24 protein-coding genes and 2 riboswitches are annotated in these 23,835 nt (G+C 41.5%); of the genes, 22 read left to right on the top strand and 2 right to left on the bottom strand.

All coding sequences use genetic code 11. The features are described from left to right. Positions 1-3: 3 nt before the first annotated feature. The 10 genes from csrA (at position 4) to ACUXV2_RS17195 (ending at position 8,301) form a co-directional block, all read left to right on the top strand. Positions 4-225, top strand: coding sequence for a carbon storage regulator CsrA (csrA, locus tag ACUXV2_RS17240; protein ID WP_446244381.1), 222 nt, complete (start codon positions 4-6; stop codon positions 223-225). Positions 226-379: 154 nt separating this feature from the next. Continuing rightward, a complete protein-coding gene (hag, locus tag ACUXV2_RS17235) occupies positions 380-1,267 on the top strand; it encodes a flagellin Hag (RefSeq protein WP_446244380.1) in 888 nt (295 codons plus the stop codon). A 142-nt stretch (positions 1,268-1,409) separates the two neighbouring features. Continuing rightward, positions 1,410-2,012 carry a hypothetical protein gene (locus ACUXV2_RS17230; RefSeq protein WP_446244379.1) on the top strand — a complete coding sequence of 201 codons (603 nt, stop codon included), beginning with the start codon at positions 1,410-1,412 and terminating at the stop codon, positions 2,010-2,012. Next, positions 1,999-3,873: a motility associated factor glycosyltransferase family protein gene (locus ACUXV2_RS17225; RefSeq protein WP_446244378.1), complete on the top strand. Its 1,875-nt coding sequence runs from the start codon at positions 1,999-2,001 to the stop codon at positions 3,871-3,873. Before ACUXV2_RS17230 ends, ACUXV2_RS17225 begins: the two co-directional genes overlap by 14 nt. A gap of 440 nt (positions 3,874-4,313) precedes the next feature. Further along, positions 4,314-4,673, top strand: a complete 360-nt coding sequence (flaG, locus tag ACUXV2_RS17220) for a flagellar protein FlaG (protein ID WP_446244377.1) — start codon at positions 4,314-4,316, stop codon at positions 4,671-4,673. 15 nt (positions 4,674-4,688) lie between these two features. Next, positions 4,689-6,221: a flagellar hook-associated protein 2 gene (locus ACUXV2_RS17215; RefSeq protein ID WP_446244376.1), complete on the top strand. Its 1,533-nt coding sequence runs from the start codon at positions 4,689-4,691 to the stop codon at positions 6,219-6,221. Positions 6,222-6,256: 35 nt separating this feature from the next. Beyond that, positions 6,257-6,661: a flagellar export chaperone FliS gene (gene fliS, locus ACUXV2_RS17210; protein ID WP_446244375.1), complete on the top strand. Its 405-nt coding sequence runs from the start codon at positions 6,257-6,259 to the stop codon at positions 6,659-6,661. Further along, positions 6,661-7,008, top strand: coding sequence for a flagellar protein FliT (locus tag ACUXV2_RS17205; protein ID WP_446244374.1), 348 nt, complete (start codon positions 6,661-6,663; stop codon positions 7,006-7,008). Before fliS ends, ACUXV2_RS17205 begins: the two co-directional genes overlap by 1 nt. An 8-nt stretch (positions 7,009-7,016) precedes the next feature. Beyond that, complete coding sequence (locus ACUXV2_RS17200) at positions 7,017-7,412, top strand: hypothetical protein (protein ID WP_446244373.1); 396 nt, start codon at positions 7,017-7,019, stop codon at positions 7,410-7,412. Between the two features lie 124 nt (positions 7,413-7,536). Next, entirely contained in the window at positions 7,537-8,301 is a 765-nt protein-coding gene (locus tag ACUXV2_RS17195; RefSeq protein ID WP_446244372.1) for an ABC transporter permease, read from the top strand. Between the two features lie 103 nt (positions 8,302-8,404). Here ACUXV2_RS17195 and ACUXV2_RS17190 read toward each other — a convergent pair whose 3' ends face one another. Then, on the bottom strand, positions 8,405-8,530 hold the full coding sequence (locus ACUXV2_RS17190) for a hypothetical protein (RefSeq protein WP_446244371.1): 126 nt from the start codon (positions 8,528-8,530) through the stop codon (positions 8,405-8,407). A 124-nt stretch (positions 8,531-8,654) separates the two neighbouring features. On the opposite strand from ACUXV2_RS17190, the gene hpf reads away from it, so the two are divergent. The 12 genes from hpf (at position 8,655) to ACUXV2_RS17130 (ending at position 23,217) form a co-directional block, all read left to right on the top strand. Then, positions 8,655-9,233: a ribosome hibernation-promoting factor, HPF/YfiA family gene (hpf, locus tag ACUXV2_RS17185; protein ID WP_446244370.1), complete on the top strand. Its 579-nt coding sequence runs from the start codon at positions 8,655-8,657 to the stop codon at positions 9,231-9,233. 120 nt (positions 9,234-9,353) lie between these two features. Next, complete coding sequence (locus ACUXV2_RS17180; RefSeq protein ID WP_446244369.1) at positions 9,354-10,463, top strand: aminopeptidase; 1,110 nt, start codon at positions 9,354-9,356, stop codon at positions 10,461-10,463. 15 nt (positions 10,464-10,478) lie between these two features. Beyond that, positions 10,479-11,315, top strand: coding sequence for a DUF1028 domain-containing protein (locus tag ACUXV2_RS17175; RefSeq protein ID WP_446244368.1), 837 nt, complete (start codon positions 10,479-10,481; stop codon positions 11,313-11,315). Positions 11,316-11,681: 366 nt separating this feature from the next. Beyond that, positions 11,682-12,803, top strand: a complete 1,122-nt coding sequence (locus ACUXV2_RS17170) for a YecA family protein (RefSeq protein ID WP_446244367.1) — start codon at positions 11,682-11,684, stop codon at positions 12,801-12,803. Between the two features lie 342 nt (positions 12,804-13,145). Beyond that, the gene (gene secA / locus ACUXV2_RS17165) at positions 13,146-15,656 is read left to right on the top strand and encodes a preprotein translocase subunit SecA (RefSeq protein WP_446244366.1); all 2,511 of its coding nucleotides are present in this window, start codon (positions 13,146-13,148) and stop codon (positions 15,654-15,656) included. Between the two features lie 465 nt (positions 15,657-16,121). Beyond that, a protein-coding gene (prfB, locus tag ACUXV2_RS17160; protein WP_446244365.1) for a peptide chain release factor 2 occupies positions 16,122-17,223 on the top strand; the annotation gives its coding sequence in 2 pieces (ribosomal slippage) (positions 16,122-16,193 and positions 16,195-17,223; 1,101 coding nt in all). A gap of 435 nt (positions 17,224-17,658) precedes the next feature. Further along, a complete protein-coding gene (locus ACUXV2_RS17155) occupies positions 17,659-18,531 on the top strand; it encodes a YitT family protein (RefSeq protein WP_446244364.1) in 873 nt (290 codons plus the stop codon). An 81-nt stretch (positions 18,532-18,612) separates the two neighbouring features. Further along, the gene (gene cccB, locus ACUXV2_RS17150; RefSeq protein WP_446244363.1) at positions 18,613-18,930 is read left to right on the top strand and encodes a cytochrome c551; all 318 of its coding nucleotides are present in this window, start codon (positions 18,613-18,615) and stop codon (positions 18,928-18,930) included. Positions 18,931-19,502: 572 nt separating this feature from the next. Further along, entirely contained in the window at positions 19,503-20,189 is a 687-nt protein-coding gene (ftsE, locus tag ACUXV2_RS17145) for a cell division ATP-binding protein FtsE (protein ID WP_446244362.1), read from the top strand. Then, positions 20,179-21,063 (top strand): permease-like cell division protein FtsX, encoded by an 885-nt coding sequence (gene ftsX, locus ACUXV2_RS17140; RefSeq protein ID WP_446244361.1) that lies wholly within the window; start codon positions 20,179-20,181, stop codon positions 21,061-21,063. The genes ftsE and ftsX overlap by 11 nt, the downstream gene beginning before the upstream one ends. 38 nt (positions 21,064-21,101) lie before the next feature. After that, complete coding sequence (locus tag ACUXV2_RS17135) at positions 21,102-22,427, top strand: murein hydrolase activator EnvC family protein (RefSeq protein ID WP_446244360.1); 1,326 nt, start codon at positions 21,102-21,104, stop codon at positions 22,425-22,427. A gap of 278 nt (positions 22,428-22,705) precedes the next feature. Then, positions 22,706-22,794, top strand: a riboswitch (cyclic di-GMP riboswitch). A gap of 150 nt (positions 22,795-22,944) precedes the next feature. Next, positions 22,945-23,217 carry a hypothetical protein gene (locus tag ACUXV2_RS17130; RefSeq protein WP_446244359.1) on the top strand — a complete coding sequence of 91 codons (273 nt, stop codon included), beginning with the start codon at positions 22,945-22,947 and terminating at the stop codon, positions 23,215-23,217. 80 nt (positions 23,218-23,297) lie between these two features. On the opposite strand, the gene ACUXV2_RS17125 is transcribed toward ACUXV2_RS17130, so the two are convergent. Next, entirely contained in the window at positions 23,298-23,615 is a 318-nt protein-coding gene (locus ACUXV2_RS17125) for a hypothetical protein (protein ID WP_446244358.1), read from the bottom strand. Between the two features lie 23 nt (positions 23,616-23,638). Then, positions 23,639-23,732: riboswitch (cyclic di-GMP riboswitch) on the bottom strand. Between the last annotated feature and the right edge of the window lie 103 nt (positions 23,733-23,835).

The raw sequence follows: 23,835 nt of genomic DNA, 5'->3' as shown, positions 1-23,835 counted from the left end.
AAGATGCTGGTACTGACAAGAAAAACAGGTGAAGCCATTCAAGTTGGGGAAGATATTGAAATCAGTGTGGTATCGATAAAAGGAGATCAGGTGAAGCTCGGCATCAACGCTCCGAAGAATGTCGAAATCCACCGAAAAGAAATCTATCTGACCATTCAGGAAGAAAACGCCGAAGCCTCTAAAGGAATCGACAACCTCCTCAACATTTTGCCGAAAAAACAATAATTTTTTCTAGTAATCTATTAAACCCTAGTAAAAACGGCCGATAATAACCATGTAAGCAAGGAAGAAAAGGGCGGCCGACCTTTCTGTTCTTTGTAAACCAAATACTATACAGTTCACAAGGATGTGGACTTACTTTCAAGGAGGAAATTTAGTTATGAGAATTAATCATAATATTGCGGCTTTAAATACTTATCGTCAGTTGAATAGTGCGACTAGTGCACAAGGAAAGTCTATGGAGAAATTGTCTTCTGGACTTCGTATTAACCGTGCAGGCGATGATGCTGCAGGTCTGGCAATCTCTGAAAAAATGCGAGGGCAAGTTCGAGGTTTAGAACAAGCTTCTCGAAACGCTCAAGATGGAATATCTCTAATTCAAACTGCAGAAGGTGCTTTAAACGAAACGCATGATATTTTACAACGTATGAGAGAACTTGCAGTTCAAGCCTCAAATGATACTAACACATCTACTGACCGTGGTGAGTTGCAAAAAGAATTAGATCAATTAGTTGATGAGATTGATCGTATTGCAGGAACTACTGAGTTCAACACTCAGAACCTTCTTGGTAAAAAGGATGCATCAGGAACGTTCACTGGTTCTGGACAAGCTTTCACTTTCCACATCGGTGCCAACCAAGATCAAAACCTTACATTAACAATCAACTCTATGGACAGTGCAAGAATGGGTGGAAGTGGTACTACAGTACAATCGTTAAAAACTACTACAGTATCTGGAACTACTACTGGTGGTCTTCTTACTCAATCTGGTGCTAATGCCGCTATTACTTCTATTAATAATGCAATTGAGACAGTTTCAGCTGAACGCTCTAAATTAGGTGCTCATCAAAACCGTCTTGAACACACTATTAATAACTTAAATACGTCATCAGAAAACTTAACTGCTGCAGAATCTCGTATCCGTGACGTTGATATGGCTAAAGAAATGATGAATCAAACTAAGAATTCTATTCTTTCTCAAGCTGCCCAGGCTATGCTTGCTCAAGCTAATCAGCAACCTCAAGGTGTATTACAATTACTTCGTTAATTTTTAAAAAGACGACGATCTTAAGATCGTCGTCTTTTTTATGAATAATTTTCCATCTATTCTTAACTTAATTTTTTGGAAATATTACCGATATAAATAACTAGCAATTGAAATTTTTTATCGTAGTAGGGGGAACTTTTCCATGAATATTAAATTTGAAGGGTTGGTTGTACGGTCTGAGAAACAGATATCCAGCAGTGAAGTGATTGAAAGTATTCATTCACTTTTAGGTGAGTCTCGTTACTTTAGTCATATGGTTGTAGATGGTGTTGAAGTATTTGAAGACCCTGAAAACTACCTTATTGATAACATAGATCATATTAATGATATTGAAATTGTTGCTGGTACTGTTGAGGAGTTTATTAATGAGTCTCTTCTTTCTGCAGAGGAATATTTGCGGAGAGCTATTCCTCAAATTAGTCTTCTAGGAAATGATTTTTATAAAAATCCATTGAAAGAGACTTGGACTAACTTTACTCAATTATTAGAAGGATTAAATTGGTTGAATCAGATAATTGGTCTCATTGACCAAACGAAAAAAAAACCAGCTAATTGGGATAAGTACTTAGAACTCGCTTTTAAACTGAAAATTGAGTTAGAACAACTTCTGGAAGCGATGGAGAATTCAGATAATGTCTTAATAGGAGACATCATTCAATATGAGATATTAACGAACTATGAAGAGTTGCTAAAGATGGTTAATGAAACAATTGATACTGAGGGGTATCGACATGATATTAATTGAAAACCGGAAATTTTTAGCCAGTCATAACCGTCATCTACTCAATAAGTTATCTAAGCTTGAAGAGGAAGGCATTAGTAACGTATGGGTAGAGAATACTAAATCGGAAGATGAGACGTTAAAACTAACTCATTCTGGGAAGTTTTTGTATTTACATAGTAAATATAATCCGAAAGTAGAAGCTGAGCGTTTAATGGCAAAGCAAAATGGGTTCGAAAAATATAAACACGTATTATTTATTGGAGTTGGATTAGGATATCAAATTGAAAATTTTATTAAGAAGTACCCGGACATTAAATTTTCTATTTATGAACCAAATCTCGAAGTGCTCTTGAGGTTTCTGTCAAAAAAAGATTTAAATAATCTATCAGTAAGAAAGCTCCAAACAATTTTCACATCAGGTGAAGAAGAGCAAATACGTAATGAATTGTATCTGCTAGACGAGCATATTAAAAATAGTACATACATTTTTACTTTACCTGCATACGAGAAACTATATATTGATGAAATAGGCTTAGTTACGAATACATTTAAAGAAATGCTTAAAAGTAAAAGAAGTGAGGTAGCAACCAATACAGCTTTTCAGAAGAGATGGACTCTTAATGCTATTAAAAATTTCCCTGTTGTTCTGAAGTCGGCCAATATTCTACATGACGTGGACAAAAATACATTTAAGGACAAGCCAGCCATAATAGTGGCAGCTGGTCCTTCACTAAATGATGAAATAGATAATATAAAATATATTAAAGAGAATGGACTGGCTTACATCTTTTCGGTGGGCTCAGCTATAAATGCTTTGATAAACAATGGTGTATATCCAGATGCTGCTTGTACCTACGATCCTTCTGAAAAAAACCAAGTTGTATTAAAAGCAATAAAGGAACGAAACATCTCAAACATACCTTTAGTTTTTGGAAGTACTGTAGGTTTTGAAACGTTGGAGGATTATCCTGGTCCACTTTTACACATGATAACCAACCAAGATACAGTAAGTTCAAAGTTATTAAATACTTCTCAGGATATTGAAGTAGTATTTGATGCCCCATCGATTGCTGTTGTAACTTTCCAACTGTTAACGTTACTTGGATTCAATACCATTATTTTAGTAGGTCAAAATTTAAGTTTTCAAAATAATAAACGTTATGCCTCAGGTATCCAATATGACCATTTATCAAGTGAAATTTCAGAAGAAGATATTAAGGAATCTATTACAGTCAAAGGTGTGCATGGGGAACTTGTTCTAACAAATGATACATTTATGAAAATGCAAAACCAACTTGAAATGTATATTAAGCAGTCACCAAATGTAGAGGTTATTAATACTTCAAAAGGTGGAGCACATATAGAAGGCACAAAGTTCATGCCTCTAAGTGATGTAATTATTACAACATTAAAGAGGAAACAGATAGTCTCAAAAACATGGTTCTATTCCAAAAATCATTATGATAAAAGTTATTCAACAAATCAATTAGATAAATTGGATGTAAATATCGTTAATTTAAGGAAGTATCTAATGCATTCATCTAGGGAATTAAAAGAAATTGAAAGTCTCCTTCAAAAAAATCAACTACACCTTTTAGAAGAGAAATTTGTAAAATTTGATAGGTATTTTAGTAAATTGAAAAGTAACTTATTCTATCAAGGATTTATTGAACCGATGGTCAGAGTGCAAAATAAACGTCTGGCTGAACAAAGTAAGTATATCCGTTTTGAGAAAAATCTGGAACAAAAAGGTGAATTGGTTGTTAAGGCATTTGGAACTTATTTAAATGAATGTAATTTACATGTGGAATTTATTCTTCCGTATTTTGAAGAACTTAAAGAGAACATATATTTGCAAACTAATGATCTCTTGAAAGTGTGACTGTTTTATTGATTATTTAAGCTTGTGAAGATAGTCTTTTAAGACTTATTTCACGAGCTTTTTGTATGAAAAGAAATTGTTTGAAATACTTTCTTGATATAAAAATGTGAGATTTATTGTATTAAAATGAATGTTGGAATTATCTACTTCTAGGGATGAGTTTAAATGAAAATGATAGATAAAAATTCATAAGTGAAAAATGACTTGTAGTAATACTGAACTCACAGCCGTATTACCATCCTAACTAGCGATGTCATTCCTTTATATATAATAATAGTCAACGAGAAATATATATTCACTCGAGTTAATAACAGTTATTTAGTGTGTATATATGAGGGGATTTTGCTAACTATATGTACTTTTGAAATTAATATTTAAAATCCTAAATTCTCTTTATATTCCACCGATATAATCTATATAAACTTTGGGAGGATTCTATAATGATTGAAAAAGTGACAGGAAGCATCATAAGTAACCAACAATCATTTACTCAATTAGAAAATACTAATAACGGAGCGGTGAGGCAACTTCAATTTCAAGAGCAACAGCAACAAAAAATTAACAAAGAGCCTGTCACAAAAGAAAAGGTAGAAGAAGTCGTTTATGGTATGAATGAGTTTTTATCAGCTTCTAACACCCATTTAAAGTTTGAATTTCATGATGAATTACAGGAATATTATGTAACAATTGTAGATGACCGCTCTAAGGAAGTAGTGAAAGAAATCCCTGCAAAGAAAGTCCTTGATATGTTTGCTGCAATGACAGAATATGTCGGATTAATGGTAGATAAAAAGATATAACGGAAGGAGATACCTATGGCCAGTGATATGCGAATAAGTGGACTTGCGAGCGGCATGGACACAGAGCAAATGATTAAAGACCTGATGAAGGCTGAGCGTATACCTTTAGATAAATTGGAACAAAAGAAGCAATATCTAGAGTGGCAGCGTGATGATTATCGTGATATGAATAAAATGATGTTTGATTTCCGCAACCTCATTTTTGACGGGGTGATGAAACAGGGGACGTATACACAGAAAGCAGTCACTATTTCAAATCCCAATGAGATATCAGTGAAGAATATAAGTTCCACTACGGATTTTTCAGGTACGATCAATGTGGAAAAGCTGGCTTCTGCAGCTACAATGTACAGCTCTGGACCCATTACTCAATCAGACAGCGCAGCTTTTGACTCCAAAAAGAAGTTGAGTGAATCGTTCGGGTTAGCGGGCGAGCAGAGTATTAAAGTGAGGGCAGTACAAGCGGACGGTACGTTGGCAGCTGATTTTACAGAGATAAAATTTAAAGCTGAGGATGAATCCTTAGACAGTCTTATTGCTAAAATCAATGCCCAGACAGGGGTATCCATGTTCTATGATACCCAGACCAAACAGATGTCGGTGATGAGTAAAAATACCGGTGATAATACATCTGGATCTGAAATTGAACTTCAGGGAGCCTTATTTACTACTCACCTGAAGCTTGATGCCGATAATGAGACTGCTGTCACGAACGGCAGGGGTTCAGCAGGGGAAAACGCTGTTTTTACATACAATGGAATGAAAACGGAGCGTGCTTCTAACACGTTCACCATTAATGGGTTTGAATTGACGTTAAAAAACGCTTCAAACACAAACGTAACATTCAGTTCACAGCCCGATACCGACAAAATTTTAGAGAAGATTGTTAAATTCGTAGATGAATATAACAAACTCATCGAAAAGGTGAACGGTGAAATTGGAGAGAAAAAGTTTCGTAACTTCCAGCCCCTTACAAAAGAACAAAAAGAAGCGATGGAAGAAAAGGAAATCGAGCTTTGGGAAGAAAAGGCACGCAGTGGAACCTTACGAAATGATTCAGTTCTATCCTCTGCAATGAACAAATTGAGGACGGATCTTTATACCCCGGTTTCAGGTGGAGTATCCGGAATTGATCAGCTTGCTCAAATTGGTATTACAACGTCCAGTAACTATCTTGATAAAGGCAAACTTATCATTGATGAAAGCAAGTTAAAAGAAGCCATTTCAAAAGATCCTAATGCCATTTATGAAATTTTTGCAAAGGATGGCGCAACATCAGGAGAACAGGGTATTGCCCGTCGTTTACGTGAAACATTGAAAAATACGATGGACAGTGTTGAGAAAAAAGCAGGAAAAGCCTCCAGCGGTAATAATTCTTTCACTTTAGGGCGCTTGCTTGATTCAACGGATAATCAGATTGACCGTTTCCAAGACCGCCTCATCCAAGTGGAAGATCGCTACTGGCGCCAATTCACCGCCATGGAGAAAGCAATTCAACGTGCAAACCAGCAGTCCATGTACCTTATGCAGCAATTCGGTGGAATGTAATTTCGGTAAAGCAAGATAATTAAAGGAGTGTCACTATGGCAATCAATAACCCTTATACAGCATATCAAAACAACTCGGTAAACACTGCACCACCTGGTGAACTTACTCTTATGCTTTATAATGGAAGTCTCAAATTCATTCATATCGCTAAAAAAGCCATTGAAGAAAAGAATATTGAAATGAAAAATACAAATATCCAAAAGGTGCAGGCAATCATAAGTGAACTGATGGTGACACTTAATACAGATCTGGAAGTTTCACAAAACATGATGTCCCTTTATGACTACATTAATCGTCGTTTAACTGAAGCCAATATTAAGAATGATGCAGCGATTTTAGAAGAAGTCGAAGGATTGATCACCGACTTCCGCGACACCTGGAAACAAGTCATCCAGCTCAACCGCCAAAAGCAGTATGCAGGGCAAGGCGGGCAGGCATAATGAGCTCTGTCATCCTATGCCACAGCATCACGAAGCAGTTGAAAGAAGCAGTCGATGGAGTAACAGTTGAAAACCGTGATTCTGTCATTGATGAAATTGAAAAGCTATTGGTAGAACGTCATAGTCTGCTGAGTACAATCAAACCGCCTTTTACAGCAGATGAACAATCACTGGGAAAACAGATGATGGCGTGGAATCAGGAAATCGATCGTAAACTTGTCCTTCTTCGAACGGAAATCAAACGAGATATGAATGGCTTGAGCAGAAAAAAAAGCTCAGTTCAAAAGTATTCCAACCCATATGAGAACCTGCAGCATGATGGAATGTTTTATGATAAAAAGAAATAGGTGATTCTTTGGTTAAAGTGGTACAACTAGACCAAAGGCAGTTTGAACTGCTTCAGCGATATGTAGGCATGCTGGAGTTGGTGGTGGAAGCAATGGACTACCTCGAAGCATATTATACAGACTACAACAAAGCTGAAGAAAGCCGTGTTTTGTCTGATGTTTTTGAAGCACTTGGCAAGGTATCAGAAACGAATGAATTGTTACGTTCACTATTTGAACAATACGAAGAGATTACCAGTGTATTAAAAGAGTATGAAAATGTCATTGACCAGGCATTAGAATTGAATGGTCATTTACAGGATCCAATGGCGAAAGAAGAAATCATAAGCAATAAACTAAAACCTGCCTTTATTACTTGGAAAACAGAGGCTGATAGGATCATATCGCCTTTACTGAATAATTAATGGAGAGCCTCTGATAGGGGGCTCTTTTTTCGTTCATGTTGTCAATTATTATGTGATAGTATAAATACTGATAGTGGAAGAAAGTTGAAGAGATTTCAAATTACTTAAGAAATGGATGGAACAGATGAAAACTATGTTCAACCTCATCACCAACGAAACAATCAAACAAGCATCGCTCACCCGCACCTGGATTTCCCTCGGAATCATCATATTCATCAACTCTCTAGCCTCTTTCTTCGTTTACATGTTATTTGACGGCATCCAATTTTCCTTCTGGGAGTTTATGAGAATCAGTTCAAATCTGCTGATGGTTATACAGATATTCTGCCTGATCATCGCAGGGGATATCGTTTCTAATGAATTCTCGAGAGGGACGATCAAGTTATTATTGATCAGGCCGATTAAAAGAAGCACTATTCTCCTTTCGAAATATATGACGGTGATTGTTTGGGCTGTCATGTTGACCGCTGCTCATTTCTTGTTTTCTTCATTGCTCGGAATCATATGGTTTTATGATAGTTTCTTTGAAATCTCGGTGAACTTCTTTGTAGTAGCTGGGGCTTATGTTTTGAGATTTTTTGAAATGATCATCATATGTTCTCTTGCCTTCACATTATCGGTGATTACCCGAAGCAGTTCATTGGCCATCGGTTTGACTATATTCCTGACGTTCACTTCCAATACATTCATGATCCTGCTTAATGAACGCGGGATAGATTGGGGAAAGTATTTATTGCTGGCGAATACGGATTTGCAGCAGTACTTTTTTGCCACGCCTCCTTTTGAAGGAATGACGTTTTGGTTTTCGGTGATGATGATCGGACTGTATCTGGCTGTCTTCGGTTTATTGTCGGTAGTTGCTTTTAGTAAGAGGGATGTCGATGTATAGTAATCGTGGTGCCAGGCACAAATGTCTTGCTTTGTGCCTGGCACCAACAACTCTAGAACCCATTCACAAACCTGCCCCAAAATATCCACCAATCCTTCAAATATCACCCGTCTATTCCTTCATAATCGTGAGACAATAATAATGTAAAGAGTGAATAGTCACGAACCAGCTCCACACACTCTTTACTCATATATCTCTTCAATCCCTTATGCGGCAAGACTTTCGACATCAGCTGCAACCCTGCGACAAAAAACTTCCTGAAATGACAAAAAATTTTGAAAGTTTAAGCAGGAATAATTGAGGGAATGTAGAAATATATAAACATAGCTTTATTTTTAAAAGGAGGAGTTTACATGTTGAACTACAACATTCGAGGCGAGAACATTGAGGTAACTCCAGCGATTCGCGAACACGTGGAGAAGAAGATTGGCAAGTTAGATCGTTACTTTAATGAAACTCCTGATGCAAATGTACATGTTAATCTGAAAGTTTACCCTGATAAAAATACTAAAGTTGAAGTGACTATTCCAATGCCGCACCTGGTTCTTCGCGCAGAGGAACGAAACACTGATATGTATGCGGCCATTGATCTAATAGTAGATAAATTAGAACGTCAAATTCGCAAACATAAAACAAAAGTGAACCGCAAAATGCGTGAAAAAGGCAGCCCGAAAGAGTTCTTTGCAGCCCAGGAGGATCTGAACCACGTTTCTCCAAACGGTGCAGCGGCTGTTGAATTAGAGGAAGAAACTGAATCAGAAGTAGTGCGTACAAAACAGTTCAACCTGAAGCCGATGGACAGTGAGGAAGCGATCCTTCAGATGGATCTGTTAGGCCACAGCTTCTTCGTCTTCACTGATGCTGAAACAAATGCGACAAACATTGTGTACAAGCGTCGTGACGGTAAATATGGATTGATTGAAACGAACTGATCATACAATTGAAGATCCTGCAGTCGTCTTGGCTGCAGGGTTTTTTTGTAGTTTTCTTAGGAGGTTTTTACCAATTTTTGTCGAAATATAAGAGTAGACAAAAATAGAGGGGGAACCAGAGTGAGAGACCCGCGTTTGGAGAGATTGGCAGAAGTACTGCTGACACATTCATTGAAGATGAAAGAAGGAGAAAAACTCCTGATAACAGGGGAGTATTCAACAAAGCCACTGGTAAAAGAGCTGCTTCGAAAAGCGTATGACATGGGGGTTATCCCGTATTTTGAATTTGGTGACCAGGAATTGATGCGCATCATGGCTACACATGCGGAAGCTGAGCAAATGATCCTCCTGAACAAATGGAATATGGAACGATATCAGGGTCTCGATGCATTCATCAGCATATCGAGCGACCCCAATGACGCTGAGATGAGTGAAGTTCCGGCCGACCAGTGGCAGCTATTGATGCCACATATAAAAGAGTCCAATGACTATCTTGTCCAGAAGAAGAAATGGGTACTATTAAACTATCCGAATCCATCTCTTGCCCAAAAGGCTAAGATGAGCTATGACACGTTCTTCGATTATCTCCTGGAAGTATGCACAGTCGACTACAAGCAGATGGAAGATGCCCAAAAGCCGCTTAAAGAGTTGATGGATCGGACGGATAAAGTGCGGATCACCGGTGAGGGGACGGATCTTACTTTTTCCATAAAAGATATTCCGGCGGTCATGTGCTTCGGCGAGAGGAATATCCCGGACGGGGAAGTGTACACGGCACCGGTCAAGGACAGTGTGAATGGAACGATCACGTATAACACGCCGACATTATACCGCGGTTTTTCTTTCGACACTATCTCTTTGACGTTTGAAAATGGAAAGATCGTAAAGGCGACAGCCGATAAAACGAAGGAGCTCAATGAGATTTTGGATACCGATGAAGGCGCGCGTTTTATCGGAGAGTTCGCGATCGGTGTGAATCCGAAGATCAAAGAGCCGATGCTTGATATTTTGTTCGATGAAAAAATAAGCGGCAGCTTCCATTTCACTCCGGGACAGGCTTATGAAGGGGCGGACAACGGCAACCGTTCCAGCGTGCACTGGGATATGGTCTTCATCCAGCGTCCCGAGTATGGCGGAGGCGAAATGTACTTTGATGATGTTTTAATTCGCAAGGATGGGTTATTTGTAATAGAAGAGCTGAAAGGTTTGAACCCGGAAGCTCTCACTTAAAAGGAGGACTTCAACATGACATATTCCATCGTCGGATATGACCCTGAGGAGAAAGAATGGGGAATCGCGGTTCAATCCAAGTTCCTGGGTGTAGGATCGGTGGTTCCTTTTGCAAAAGCAGGAGTAGGTGCAGTTGCGACCCAGTCATACGCCAATACAGCTTACGGACCGCAGGCGCTGCAGTTGATGGAAGAAGGAAAGACGGCAGAGGAAGCAATGGACATCATTTCAAAAGATGATCCCGAGCGCCATCTCAGGCAGGTAGGATTGATCGATGCCTGGGGACACGCCGCCAGTTTTACCGGAGAAGGCTGTTATGACTGGGCAGGCGGAGTGACGGGGAAGTATTTTGCAGCCCAGGGGAATATTTTAGTGGATGAAAATACGGTGAAAGCGATGGCGGAAACCTTTGAATCTACTACCGGGAGTTTAGCAGAACGATTGCTTCATGCTTTGGATGCAGGCCAGGAAGCAGGCGGCGACTCCAGGGGCATGCAATCAGCAGCTCTTTTAGTTGTAAAAGAAAAAGGAGGATACGGCGGCTTCAATGATCGCTACATTGACCTGCGGGTGGATGATCACTCCTCTCCAATAAAAGAGTTGAAACGCATTTATTTGATGCATCAGCTTTATTTCAAAGAGTCAGAGCCTGGTAGAGTCGTGCTGGTTGAAGGCGAGATCCGGGATGACCTAGAGAAAGAACTGAAACGTCATGGTTATGCTGATGACGACAAGTCGCTGCACCAAGCCTTGAAGGACTACCTCCATACAGAGAACTTCGAAATGCGTGAGCAGGAAGAAAACTATATTGATTTGGATGTATTGGATTATATGAAGAAACAGGGTAGATAGATTGATAGAGAGCTGTTTTCAAGGGGTTGGTTGACTTTGAAAACAGCTCTTCTTTTATGGGTATGAAAAAAAGATATTATACAAATCCAGCTTTTGATTGTAGTGCAAGACGAAGACTCCTGCGGGAAAAGCGTGTTAGGTGAGACCCCACAGGAGCGCAGCGACGAGGAGTCTCGCCAACCCCCCGCGGAAAGCGAAGTCTTGCACGGAAATCAAAAGCGGCATTCAACGTGCTTTATGAAAAAATGGGCTATTCCATCCTAACTGGTTGTTTTTACATCCTCCAAAACAGTTTAACCAAACCCAAAAATGTTATATAATGAACATTTGTGAACGGGACTCAACAATTCGGAGGTAAGAACATACATGAGTACAGTCGGAAGAAATGAACCGTGTCCTTGCGGGAGCGGTAAGAAATACAAGAAATGCTGTGAAAAAGAGAACGTTGTGAATATAGATGCAATGGTAAACCAGGAGCTTGATGTGCTTCAGGCGCAGCTCTATGACTTCATCGCTACGGCGCAGGATCCAAAGATGGAAGAAGCGTATCATGAATATCTCAAGAAGATGGACCTGATGAAGGCTGATCCGGATATTTATGAAATGGCGTTTGTGAGCTGGTTCGGTGCAACTCAAAAGGATGCGGAAGGCGTTCGTTTGATCGACCGATTCATCGATAAAACGGTAAGTACGGTGACGCGTCCGCAAACAGCTGCAGTTCTGGAGTCATGGAGAAATCTGCGTGTAACAGCTGGTACGGTTGAAAAAGTGGATGACAGCACGCTGCATGTAGAGGAAGCCATCACCGGTGATAAGCTCGTCGTAAAAGAAAGATTCGGCAATCTAGATGAAAATAGCTTCTTCTTGGCTTTACTATTGCCGAACGGGGAAAAGTACCTTCCATTCGCCCAGTACTTCATCTACCCATCGATTGAAAAAGCGGCGATGGAACTGGTGAAGATCCGTTTTGAACAGGGTGAATTCGAGAACCTGCAGGATTACCTTGCTGCGCAGTACATGATGCTTGCTGACGTTGGATTTGTCTTATACAGTGCGGAAAAGAAGAAATCCGGCAAGAAGGCATCTGCAGCTAATTCAGAAGGAACGGAGATTGAAGTTCCGGAAGAATCGAGTGAACAGGTTGATACAATCGAAGGTGTCGAGATCTGGAAGACACCTGAATACGTAGAAGCACTCACCGCTCTGCAAAACTTCTTAACCGAAAAAGGCGAAGACAAAGCGGAAAGTGAATTGCTGGTCGCAGTGCTGGAAAAATACTTCTACACAGAACGTCCGACCATCCGCAACCCGAAAATCTATTCCGGTGCACTCGTAGACATGGCGAAGAACATCGATGAGATCAGTATCCGCCACGTCCAAAAGGAACTGGCCGAATACTTCGACGTATCTGCCAACAGCATCTCCAGACGAAGCAAACAAATCTGGGAAAGCTATCAGGATACCGTCTATGAACTATTAAATAAATAATCCGTCCCCAAGGCTCGTACTTCGTCGCTTCACCGCGATGAGGGACGGGCCTTTACCCGTTTAAACCGCTAAACGCCCGTCCCTTACTCCGGTAAAGCGGATGGATTTGGCTTAAGTTGTAAGAGGGGTGGGATAGTGGTAGAATTAGTAGGAATGAATCGTATTTATCAGCAGGATTTATAGGGCTTTTAGCGAATGTGTAGTAGAGATGTTTGAACGGGGAAATAAGAGGCTTGGATGCCTTTTGATATTTATATTTTTTCTCATGTGATTCTCATTTACTTTCGCTATAGTGGAAGTGTTGTTTGGCTCTTACTTATACAGGATAAAGGAGCGTTATACATGCTTGGGATTTTAAACAAAGTGTTTGATGCAAATAAACGAGAGATCAAGAAGCTTGAAAAAATAGCTGATCAAATAGAGGAACTGGCTCCGGAGATGGAACGCCTTTCGGATGACCAGATTCGCGAGAGAACGGAGCGGTTTAAAGAGCGTTATCAAAAAGGCGAAGACCTTGATGATATGCTCGTCGAAGCATTCGCGGTTGTACGCGAAGCGGCACGCCGTGTCCTTGGGCTTTATCCATACCGCGTCCAGCTGATGGGGGGAGCTTCCCTACACGGCGGGAACATTTCCGAGATGAAAACCGGTGAAGGTAAAACCCTGACAGCAACGATGCCGGTTTACCTTAACGCGATCACGGGCAAAGGCGTTCACGTTGTAACGGTCAACGAATACCTTGCCAGCCGTGACGCTGAGGAAATGGGGCAGCTTTACAACTTCCTTGGCCTGACAGTCGGTCTTAACCTGAACTCGATGTCAAAAGAAGAGAAGCGTGAAGCGTATAAAGCGGATATCACGTACGGAACGAACAATGAGTTCGGATTTGATTACCTTCGTGACAATATGGTCCTGTACAAAGATCAAATGGTACAGCGTCCGCTTCATTTTGCTGTGATCGATGAAGTCGACTCGATCCTGATTGACGAAGCGCGTACACCATTGATCATTTCAGGTAACGCACAGCGCACGCCGCAGCTTTACATCCAGGCGAATGCGGTAGTCCGCACCCTTAAAAAAGATGAAGACTTCACATACGATGAAAAAACAAAAGGTGTTCAACTGACTGAAGAGGGTATCACAAAAGTGGAAAAAGCGTTCCACATCGATAACCTTTTCGATATCTCACACGTAACCCTAAACCACCACATCAACCAGGCGCTGAAAGCACACGTCAGTATGCACCGTGATGTTGATTACGTGGTTCAGGAAGGCGAAATCGTCATCGTTGACTCCTTCACGGGACGTCTGATGAAAGGCCGCCGTTACAGTGACGGTCTTCACCAATCGATCGAGGCAAAAGAAGGCCTTGAGATCCAGAATGAAAGCATGACGATGGCAACGATCACGTTCCAGAACTACTTCCGTATGTACGAAAAGCTTTCCGGTATGACCGGTACGGCGAAGACGGAAGAAGAGGAATTCCGTAACATCTATAACATGAACGTCATCGTGATCCCGACGAACAAACCGATCGTCCGTGATGACCGTGCCGACCTGATTTATGCTTCCATGGAAGGTAAATTCCTGGCCGTCGTCGAGGATATCAAAGAACGTTATGAAAAGGGACAGCCTGTTCTTGTCGGTACAGTGGCTGTTGAAACATCAGAATTGATTTCTAAACTTTTAACGAAAAAAGGCGTACGCCATAATGTGTTGAACGCGAAAAACCACGGGCGTGAAGCTGAAATCATTTTAGAAGCAGGCCAAAGAGGCGCGGTTACGATCGCGACGAACATGGCCGGTCGTGGTACTGACATCAAGCTTGGAGAAGGCGTGCTTGATCTTGGCGGCCTTGCCGTCATCGGTACCGAGCGTCACGAATCACGCCGTATCGATAACCAGCTCCGTGGACGTTCCGGTCGTCAAGGGGACCCGGGTGTGACTCAATTCTATCTTTCAATGGAAGATGAATTGATGCGCCGTTTCGGTTCTGACAATATGAAGACGATGATGAGCCGCCTGGGTATGGATGACTCTCAGCCGATTCAAAGTAAAATGGTCAGCCGTGCCGTTGAATCTGCCCAGAAACGAGTGGAAGGAAACAACTTCGACGCTCGTAAGCAGCTTCTTCAATATGACGATGTCCTTCGTCAGCAGCGCGAGATCATCTACAAACAGCGTTATGATGTCATCGAGTCCGAGAACCTGCGCGAAATCGTGGAAGGCATGATCAAATCCGTCATCGAACGTCAGGTTGCGGCTCACACCGCAGATGAGGAAATCGACAGCTGGAACCTTCAAGGCATCGTCGATTATATGAACGCGAATCTCCTGCCTGAAGGAGATATCACAGTGGACGATCTTCGCGGAAAAGAAGCAGATGAAATCATGGATCTCATCTGGGAAGACGTGAAAGTCCGCTATGATGAGAAAGAAGAAGAGATGAGCGCTGAACAAATGCGCGAATTCGAAAAAGTCATCCTTCTGCGTGCAGTCGATACAAAATGGATCGACCATATCGATGCAATGGACCAGCTTCGCCAAGGTATCCACCTGCGTGCATACGGTCAGACAGATCCACTGCGTGAATACCAGCATGAAGGCTTTGCGATGTTCGAAAGCATGATTTTAGCCATCGAAGAAGACGCAGCCAAATACGTCATGAAAGCTGAAATCAGAAACAACCTTCAGCGCCAGGAAGTGGCCAAAGGCCAAGCAGTCAACCCGAAAGAAGAAGGCGGCAAAGCCAAGAAAAAACCAGTCCGCAAAGAGGAAGAAGTCGGACGCAACGAACCATGCCCTTGCGGAAGCGGCAAGAAATTCAAACACTGCCACGGCAGAATGGGATAAACGTTAGGATGGAGATGATACCTGGTACTTAATGTTGAGTGCCAGGTACTTTTCCGTTTTTATGAGCGGGTAGATCCTGGTTTGTTTCGGGTGCCAGGCACAGAATGACTGAATTGTGCCAGGAACAAATTGGCCTTTTTGTGCCAAGCACAGATGAAAACTCTTGAGTCAGGCTTATATCAGCGAAACCTGTCTCAAAATAAGAGAGTGTGTACCTGGTACACTCTTAACTCAAAACAATTCAATGTAATTTTAGAATGTGGGACTATCCAGCTGTTGATTGGAGTGCAAGACGAAGACTCCTGCGGGAGAAGTGACAAATGTGAGACCCCGCAGAAGCGTAGCGACGAGGAGGCTCACGGGTCACCCGCGGAAAGCGAAGTCTTGCACGGAAATCAACAGCGATATTTGTACAGCAAGCCAAATGAAAAATAAATATCAAAATAACCATAGAGGTGACCAATCATGGAACTAGCAGAAATCAGATCAGAATTAGAAAAAACAGCTAAGACATTAGCGGACTTCAGGGGGTCTCTTTGACTTAGAAAACAAAGAGGCAAGAATCCAGGAACTTGATGAAATCATGGTTCAACCCGACTTCTGGGATGACCAGCAAAAAGCACAGGGACTTATCAATGAAGGAAATGGTCTCAAAGCCCTTGTGAATGAGTACAAAGCGCTGCTTGAAACCCAGGAAAACCTGGAACTGACGCTCGAACTTGTAAAAGAAGAGCCGGACGAAGAACTGCAGCAGGATCTTGAAGAAGAACTGGTCGATCTTATGAAACGCCTGAGCGACTACGAACTTCAACTGCTGCTCAGCGAAGAATACGATAAAAACAACGCCATCCTTGAACTTCACCCAGGTGCAGGAGGAACCGAGTCTCAGGACTGGGGCTCCATGCTGCTTCGCATGTACACTCGTTGGGGCGAGAAAAAAGGATTCAAAGTGGAAACACTTGATTACCTTCCTGGAGACGAAGCTGGAATCAAGAGTGTTACGCTCGCTATCAAGGGCCACAACGCATATGGCTATTTGAAAGCTGAAAAAGGTGTACACCGTTTAGTCCGTATCTCTCCATTTGACTCATCAGGCCGTCGTCACACGTCTTTCGTTTCCTGCGAAGTGATGCCTGAGTTCAATGAAGAAATCGAAATCGAGATCCGTACTGAAGACCTTAAAGTCGATACGTACCGTGCGAGCGGTGCCGGCGGTCAGCACATCAATACGACCGACTCGGCTGTCCGTATTACGCACTTGCCGACAAATGTGGTCGTGACATGTCAATCAGAGCGTTCACAGATCAAGAACCGTGAAGCTGCGATGAAAATGCTGAAAGCGAAGCTATACCAGAAGCGTATCGAAGAGCAGGAACAGGAATTGGCTGAAATCCGAGGCGAGCAAAAAGAAATCGGATGGGGTAGCCAAATCCGTTCATACGTGTTCCATCCTTACTCCATGGTCAAGGACCACAGAACAAACACAGAATCCGGTAACGTACAAGGTGTAATGGACGGAGATATCGATCCGTTCATCAATGCTTATCTGCGTTCTAAAATTAAGTAAGGTATAAAGCTGAACCACCCGTTGGAGGGAGGTTCAGCTTTTTTTCGCTATTAGCTGTGCCAGGCACAATTCACCCGATTTGAGCCAGACTCGAATACCTTCATCCAAGTCAGGCCCCCTAAACTAGTTACTTCCACTAAACTACCCCATCCCATTAATGCTTTACCACGTCACTCAACTGTCATTTACACGTTTCGACACCCATGCTATACTCTCAAAGGTTGTAATAGAGCATGACGGGAGCACTTTATCGAAGCCTGTACAAGCTCATCACAACTACAACAATTCAACTAAAACTAAACAGTATGAGAAAGGCCAATCCCTCGCCAAGTTAACGTGCTAAAGCGCTAGCCGCACTCACTTTTTACGAATGAGGGATGATTTAAGCCGCTTGTACTCATACTATCAATACATACGGAGAAGGAGTCGTACGGAATGGGTTTGAAGCAAAGACGTCAAGAGCAGTCATTTAATCCGCGGAAAGAGAAGTTACTGGAGTATTTGTTTGTGGTTTTTGGGTCATCGATTGTGGCGATAGCGTTCAATGTGTTTTTACTTCCGAATGAAGTGGCATCTGGGGGAGTCAGTGGGATTTCTACTATATTAAAGGGGCTGTTTGATTGGAAGCCGGCATTTGTTCAGTGGGCATTCAATATCCCGCTCTTCATAGCAGGGCTCATCTTCCTTGGGCTTCAGTTTGGTGTGAAAACAGCGATTGGGACCATATTTTTACCGTTTGTCGTTTATCTCACAGAGGACTGGCAGCCTTGGACGGAAGATCCGCTGCTTGGGGCTCTTTTCGGAGGGATCGGAGTCGGAATGGGTCTAGGGATTGTCTTCCGTGGGAAAGCCTCTACAGGAGGGACAGACCTTGCAGCCCAGATCGTAAACAAATTTACCGGCTTGTCTCTTGGCACGTGTGTTGCGTTGATCGACGGGATGATCGTGCTGTCAGCTGCGATCGTATTTGATATTGAACGAGGTCTTTATGCCTTGATCGGACTATATGTAACAAGTAAAACCATCGACCTTGTACAAGTCGGGATCAGCCGTTCCAAGATGGCACTCATCATCACCAACCGTCAGGAAGAAATTCGTGAAGGAATCCTGAATAAAATCGACCGGGGTGTGACAAAACTATCTGCATATGGTGGATATACGGATGATGAACGTCCGATTCTGATGGTTGTGGTCGATCAGACAGAATTCACAAAACTGAAACAACTGGTGAAAAGCATTGATGCCTCTGCATTTGTGGTGACTATGGATGCTTCTGAGGTGTTGGGCGAAGGTTTCAAACGGGTGTAAGCTTGGTATAATTATCTATGGGAGAAAGATTTCACCACGGTCGATTTCTTGCTCTTAAATTTTTTCCTAGGAGGAGAAAACATGAAGAAAAAGCTTTTAGGCATTCTTTTAGGAACTTCATTAGTACTTGCAGCCTGCGGCGGGAACGACGGCGGAGACAGCACGGAAACGAGCTCAGGCGGTGTTGACGCAGAAAAGATCGTTAATAACAAATGTACCAGCTGCCATGGAGGCAACTTGGAAGGCGGTATGGGACCTGCCCTTAAAGACGTCGGCTCACGCTTGGACAAAGGTCAGATCTTAGACATTATTGAAAATGGTAAAGGCCAGATGCCAGCGGACCTTGTAAAAGGTGAAGAAGCAGAAGCGGTTGCTGAATGGCTGGCAAATAAAAAATAAGGTTGGAAGAGGGGGAATCCTGTGAGAGGGTTCTTCTTTTTTTTATTAATTTTTCACCTGCGTTCCAAGGGGAGTCCATCAGAATTTTACAGATGAACTTTACAGTAATTGTCCATATTAGTCTTTATTGCCCTCATTAAATGTAGAAATTCGCTTTTATCCACACGATTCACTTCCCCTTCTTTAAATCTATGTGACAAACAAATAAATCCCCCCAATCTTTATGTTTTCTACGCTGACTACCTACCAACAAAGGAGTTGCCGTCTATCTTTTTTACTTGTTGTTAGTACCTGTTGCTAGTTATAAATAACTATGTAAAAATCGAATTTTAGGTATAATTGTCAATAAAAAAGGTAAAAATTTCACAAAATATGCGGTCTTGAAATGAAACTGTAATAATTTTTTTCCTTAACTTCATAAAAAGTGATGTTATAATATTTTCGTGAGCGAAATTCGAGCAATTTCACCAATTTATGTCTAATTTGGTAGAGAAGATAGAATTTTAGTCACACAAATAGAATTGTACACAGCCAAGAGGGGAACTACATACTACAAATTAGGTGATTTTAAAATGATAGAAATGAAAGACGTCTATAAGCAGTATAACAACGGCGTTATGGCTGCGAATGGGTTTAACGTCCACATAAAGCAAGGCGAGTTTGTTTATGTCGTGGGTCCAAGTGGCGCAGGAAAGTCAACGTTCATCAAGATGATGTACCGTGAAGTGAAGCCTTCAAAAGGTGACATCATCGTGAATGGTATAAATCTAGCAAAAATAAGAAGTAGCAGAGTACCTCATCTACGCAGGAATATAGGAGTGGTCTTCCAAGACTTTAAATTACTCCCTTCCTTAACGATATATGAAAACATTGCGTTTGCCCTTGAAGTAATCGAAGAGCATCCGAAACAAATCAAGAAGCGTGTCATGGATGTACTGGATCTGGTCGGGCTGAAGCACAAAGCGAGAATGCTTCCAAACGAATTATCAGGTGGGGAACAACAGCGTGTGTCGATTGCACGTTCGATCGTCAATACACCTAAGCTGGTGATCGCGGATGAGCCTACTGGTAATCTGGATCCTGAAACATCCTGGGACATCATGAACATCCTTGAGGAAATCTCAAACCGTGGTACGACCGTGATCATGGCTACACATAACCGGGAAATCGTAAATACAATCAAGCACCGGGTAATCGCCATCGAGAATGGCCGCATTGTCCGGGACGAACAGCGAGGTGATTACGGTTATGAAGGCTAGAACGTATGCCCGTCACTTTAGGGAAAGTTTAAAGAGCATCGGCCGTAACGGCTGGATGACCTTCGCATCCGTCAGTGCAGTAACCGTCACATTATTGCTTGTTGGTGTTTTCATCGTCCTGATGTTGAACATGAACAAAGTGGCAACCGATATAGAGAAAGATGTTGAAATTCGCGTCCTTCTGGAAATCGGCACGAAGAAAGAAGAAGCTAAAGTCATTGAAGAAAAGATTGATAAAATAAGTGAAGTCGAATCCGTCGAGTATTCTTCCAAAGAAGAAGAACTCCAGAATCTCGTCAAAGATCTAGGTGACGATTTCAGATTATTCGAGCAAGATAACCCGCTATATGATGTATTTATTGTAAAAGCGAAAGATCCTCGCGACACCGGTAAAATCGCCGCCGAGATTAACAAGTATGAACATGTTAACGAAGCGATGTACGGGGAAGCGAAGATCGAAAAGTTATTCAATATCCTTGAAATGAGTCGAAACGTCGGATTGGTACTGATCATCGGTCTACTTTTCACGGCGATGTTCCTCATATCCAATACAATTAAAATAACGATTGTCGCTAGAAGAAGGGAAATCGAGATAATGAAACTCGTGGGTGCAACCAACTGGTTCGTCCGCTGGCCGTTCGTGTTAGAAGGGCTATGGCTTGGTGTTTTAGGTTCTATTATCCCGATCGCTCTTGTTACAACAGGTTATTACTATGCTTACGACTTTATAAAACCAAAACTTCAAAACCATTTTATACAGATATTGGACTTTACCCCGTTCATCTACCAAGTAAACGGATTGATCCTCTTGATGGGATGCTTGATCGGCGCATGGGGAAGCTTCATGTCTGTACGTAAATTCTTGAGAGTCTAAAATTGACAGGTTGATAGAAGCTGAAAGGAGCATGCCGCTTGAACAAGAAGTATTTTATGTCAATAGCTATCGCAGCAGCATTAACAATCGGGAGTTTTCCCGCTGTGGGAACACCGGCCAATGCTACATCTGTAAATGAATTGAAAAAGAAACAAGATGAGGTTTCCTCTAAAAAAGATGAAATCAACGGTGAAATCGATAAGAAAAAATCAGAAATCAATGAGAACATCAGTGAACAGCAAGAAATCAAAGCGAAAATTGCAGAATTTGATGCGAAAATAAAAGATACTGAAAATAAAATCGCAGAAAAAGCGAAAGAAATTGATGAAACAAATGCTGAAATCAATGAGCTTAAAAAAGAAATCAAAGCTTTGGAAGAAAAAATCAAAGAGCGTAATGAACTTTTAAAAGAACGTGCACGTGCGATTCAGGAAAAAGGCGGCTCAGCAAACTATCTAGACGTACTTCTTGGTGCGGACAGCTTCAGCGACTTCATCAACCGGGTCACTGCAGTAAACACAATTGTGAGTGCAGATAAAAAGATCATGGACGAGCAAAAGAGAGACCAGGAAGAATTAGAGAAAAAGAAAAAAGAAGTAGAAGACAAGCTTGCTCAACTAGAAAATGATAAAGCGAGCCTGGAAACATTAAAGAAAGACTTAAACAGCGAAAAAGCACAAAAAGCAGAACTTTTCAAGAAGCTTGAAAAACAACAGGCTGCCCTTGAAGTGGAAAAAGCAGACCTTGAAAAAGAGTCTAATGAACTTGCTAAGATGGAACAGCAGATCGGCGGAGAAATCCAAGCTGAACAAGCTCGCTTAGCGGAACTTGCACGCCAGCGTGAACTTGAGAAGAAGAGACAGGCTGAAGCAGAAGCTGCGAAGCGTGCAGCTGCTCAATCTACAAGCAGTGGCGGTGAATCTACTGAAACGGCACCAAGCACACCTGTAAGCTCCGGAACTTGGACAAGACCGGCATCAGGCTCAATCACGACTGAGTACGGATGGGATACCCTTAATGGTAAAGCTCGCTACCACTATGGAATTGATGTGGCGTCTAGAGGGAGTGTTCCAATCGTTGCAGCAGCTGACGGATATGTCATCAAGAGCCAATACAGCTCAAGCTACGGTAACGTTGTATACATCACTCACTCAATCAACGGAAAAACCTTTACTACAGTGTATGCCCATATGGCTTCTTCATCAGTAAGCAGTGGCCAGCCTGTAGACAAAGGTCAGCAAATCGGCTATATGGGTAACACAGGTTACTCCTTCGGTCAGCATTTACACTTTGAACTTCATGCAGGTTCATGGAATGCATCGAAATCCAACTCTGTTAACCCGCGCCAATACATTAATTTCTAATAGAATAATAGTCTATCAAAATCCTGCCATAAGTTTATGGCAGGATTTTTTTGGATAAAAGTGTATAAAGTAAACAAATCTCTGTAGATTTTTCAACCCTTAATATTCATAAAAGAATACTTCCTGAACCTTACAAATAATACGATATAATGTATAATGAAGTAAAATGTCGAAAAAAGAAAATTTTCGCACAAAAAACTCTTTTATTTTGTGTTTCATATTGGTACTATAGTATTATTGTGGATGTATTGAATGTGTCATTTGAACTACGAAGCAACCTTCGATAACGGCAAACTAATTCGAAAGATTAGGACGCAAAGCCACGGATCTAACGTTTTTTTAAAACTATGACCGCCGGGTTACCGAAAAGGATTGGAAGATAAATGAACGCTGTCGACAATCGTCAGCTTTATTTAGAGCCCGCCATTCTTTTTGGCGGGCTCTTTTATTTAGATAATGAGTCCACCGTCACTGCAGGGAACCAAGATGGTTTTGAATAAAGAAAGGAGAAATGAAGATGGAACAAGTAAATATTTCTGATGTAAGTAGACAATTGAGAAGCTTTTGCAGGAGAAATCGTTCCTCTTTAAAGAAGTACAGCTCCTATACAGCGGAAGAAATCAGCGACATGGTAATGAGCAGACTTGGCTGTGAAGAGGTTAAGAGAATCGTAGACGACATAGAGCTGATCGATCGCAGAGGCGGAAACACAGGACTTTACTTGATGCTCATTTTAGAAGCGCTAAAGGGTTCAAGAAATGTCAGTACAGATGAAAGAGCGATTATATAATAAAAACCGGATGTCAACTTCTTTGACCGCCGGTTTTTTGTTATTTTTATTAATCCTCTTTCGTAAAAGTCCATCCTCAATTATGCAGACTTTGACAGCCATTGTTCTAGATTTTTTTCAGCTGTACGTATATCCATTGTAATGTTTGTGAGAAGCTCAAAATGGTGGTCTCTTTGACCGTGATGTTTCAAAAATTGAAAGATAGCCGGCTTTTGATACTTGATCACCGTCATCACTTCCATCATTGGCAAGTATGCTTCTCTAGGCTGAATGCGCAAAAAAGAGCGTATGAGCTGAATGTACTCTCCTGCATGCTTTTGATCATCGTTCCGTAATTCAATCAGTGCATTTAACTTACTTATATGACGTTTAATCGTTTGCAGTTCTTCAAAAGTCATCATGATTTCCCCTTTTATCTTTTGTTGGCGGCCCGGCCACCCTAGCGGAATAATAAAATCCGCCTTAGGCCCGAAGCTTTGCGTCCTTCCTTTTCAGAAAGTTTGCCTTTTTCAACAGAACCCTGTCAAAAAGAAATCCACCTTATCCTTATTATCGACTACAGTTCCTATACTGTTAATTGTTAGTGAAGATAAAGTAATAGTTCAAAAATACTAAACT

The organism is Rossellomorea sp. NS-SX7 (genome assembly GCF_052828565.1).
The sequence above is the reverse complement of the archived record's forward strand: the minus strand, read 5'-3'. Positions and strand labels throughout refer to the sequence as shown.

Excerpts from the sequence above, each read along its gene's own strand:
- csrA (WP_446244381.1), top strand. The coding sequence starts at position 4 with ATGCTGGTACTGACAAGAAAAACAGGTGAAGCCATTCAAGTTGGGGAA.
- hag (WP_446244380.1), top strand. The coding sequence starts at position 380 with ATGAGAATTAATCATAATATTGCGGCTTTAAATACTTATCGTCAGTTG.
- ACUXV2_RS17230 (WP_446244379.1), top strand. The coding sequence starts at position 1,410 with ATGAATATTAAATTTGAAGGGTTGGTTGTACGGTCTGAGAAACAGATA.
- ACUXV2_RS17225 (WP_446244378.1), top strand. The coding sequence starts at position 1,999 with ATGATATTAATTGAAAACCGGAAATTTTTAGCCAGTCATAACCGTCAT.
- flaG (WP_446244377.1), top strand. The coding sequence starts at position 4,314 with ATGATTGAAAAAGTGACAGGAAGCATCATAAGTAACCAACAATCATTT.
- ACUXV2_RS17215 (WP_446244376.1), top strand. The coding sequence starts at position 4,689 with ATGGCCAGTGATATGCGAATAAGTGGACTTGCGAGCGGCATGGACACA.
- fliS (WP_446244375.1), top strand. The coding sequence starts at position 6,257 with ATGGCAATCAATAACCCTTATACAGCATATCAAAACAACTCGGTAAAC.
- ACUXV2_RS17205 (WP_446244374.1), top strand. The coding sequence starts at position 6,661 with ATGAGCTCTGTCATCCTATGCCACAGCATCACGAAGCAGTTGAAAGAA.
- ACUXV2_RS17195 (WP_446244372.1), top strand. The coding sequence starts at position 7,537 with ATGAAAACTATGTTCAACCTCATCACCAACGAAACAATCAAACAAGCA.
- ACUXV2_RS17190 (WP_446244371.1), bottom strand. The coding sequence starts at position 8,530 with ATGTCGAAAGTCTTGCCGCATAAGGGATTGAAGAGATATATGAGTAAA.
- hpf (WP_446244370.1), top strand. The coding sequence starts at position 8,655 with ATGTTGAACTACAACATTCGAGGCGAGAACATTGAGGTAACTCCAGCG.
- ACUXV2_RS17175 (WP_446244368.1), top strand. The coding sequence starts at position 10,479 with ATGACATATTCCATCGTCGGATATGACCCTGAGGAGAAAGAATGGGGA.
- ACUXV2_RS17170 (WP_446244367.1), top strand. The coding sequence starts at position 11,682 with ATGAGTACAGTCGGAAGAAATGAACCGTGTCCTTGCGGGAGCGGTAAG.
- secA (WP_446244366.1), top strand. The coding sequence starts at position 13,146 with ATGCTTGGGATTTTAAACAAAGTGTTTGATGCAAATAAACGAGAGATC.
- ACUXV2_RS17155 (WP_446244364.1), top strand. The coding sequence starts at position 17,659 with ATGGGTTTGAAGCAAAGACGTCAAGAGCAGTCATTTAATCCGCGGAAA.
- cccB (WP_446244363.1), top strand. The coding sequence starts at position 18,613 with ATGAAGAAAAAGCTTTTAGGCATTCTTTTAGGAACTTCATTAGTACTT.
- ftsE (WP_446244362.1), top strand. The coding sequence starts at position 19,503 with ATGATAGAAATGAAAGACGTCTATAAGCAGTATAACAACGGCGTTATG.
- ftsX (WP_446244361.1), top strand. The coding sequence starts at position 20,179 with ATGAAGGCTAGAACGTATGCCCGTCACTTTAGGGAAAGTTTAAAGAGC.
- ACUXV2_RS17130 (WP_446244359.1), top strand. The coding sequence starts at position 22,945 with ATGGAACAAGTAAATATTTCTGATGTAAGTAGACAATTGAGAAGCTTT.
- ACUXV2_RS17125 (WP_446244358.1), bottom strand. The coding sequence starts at position 23,615 with ATGACTTTTGAAGAACTGCAAACGATTAAACGTCATATAAGTAAGTTA.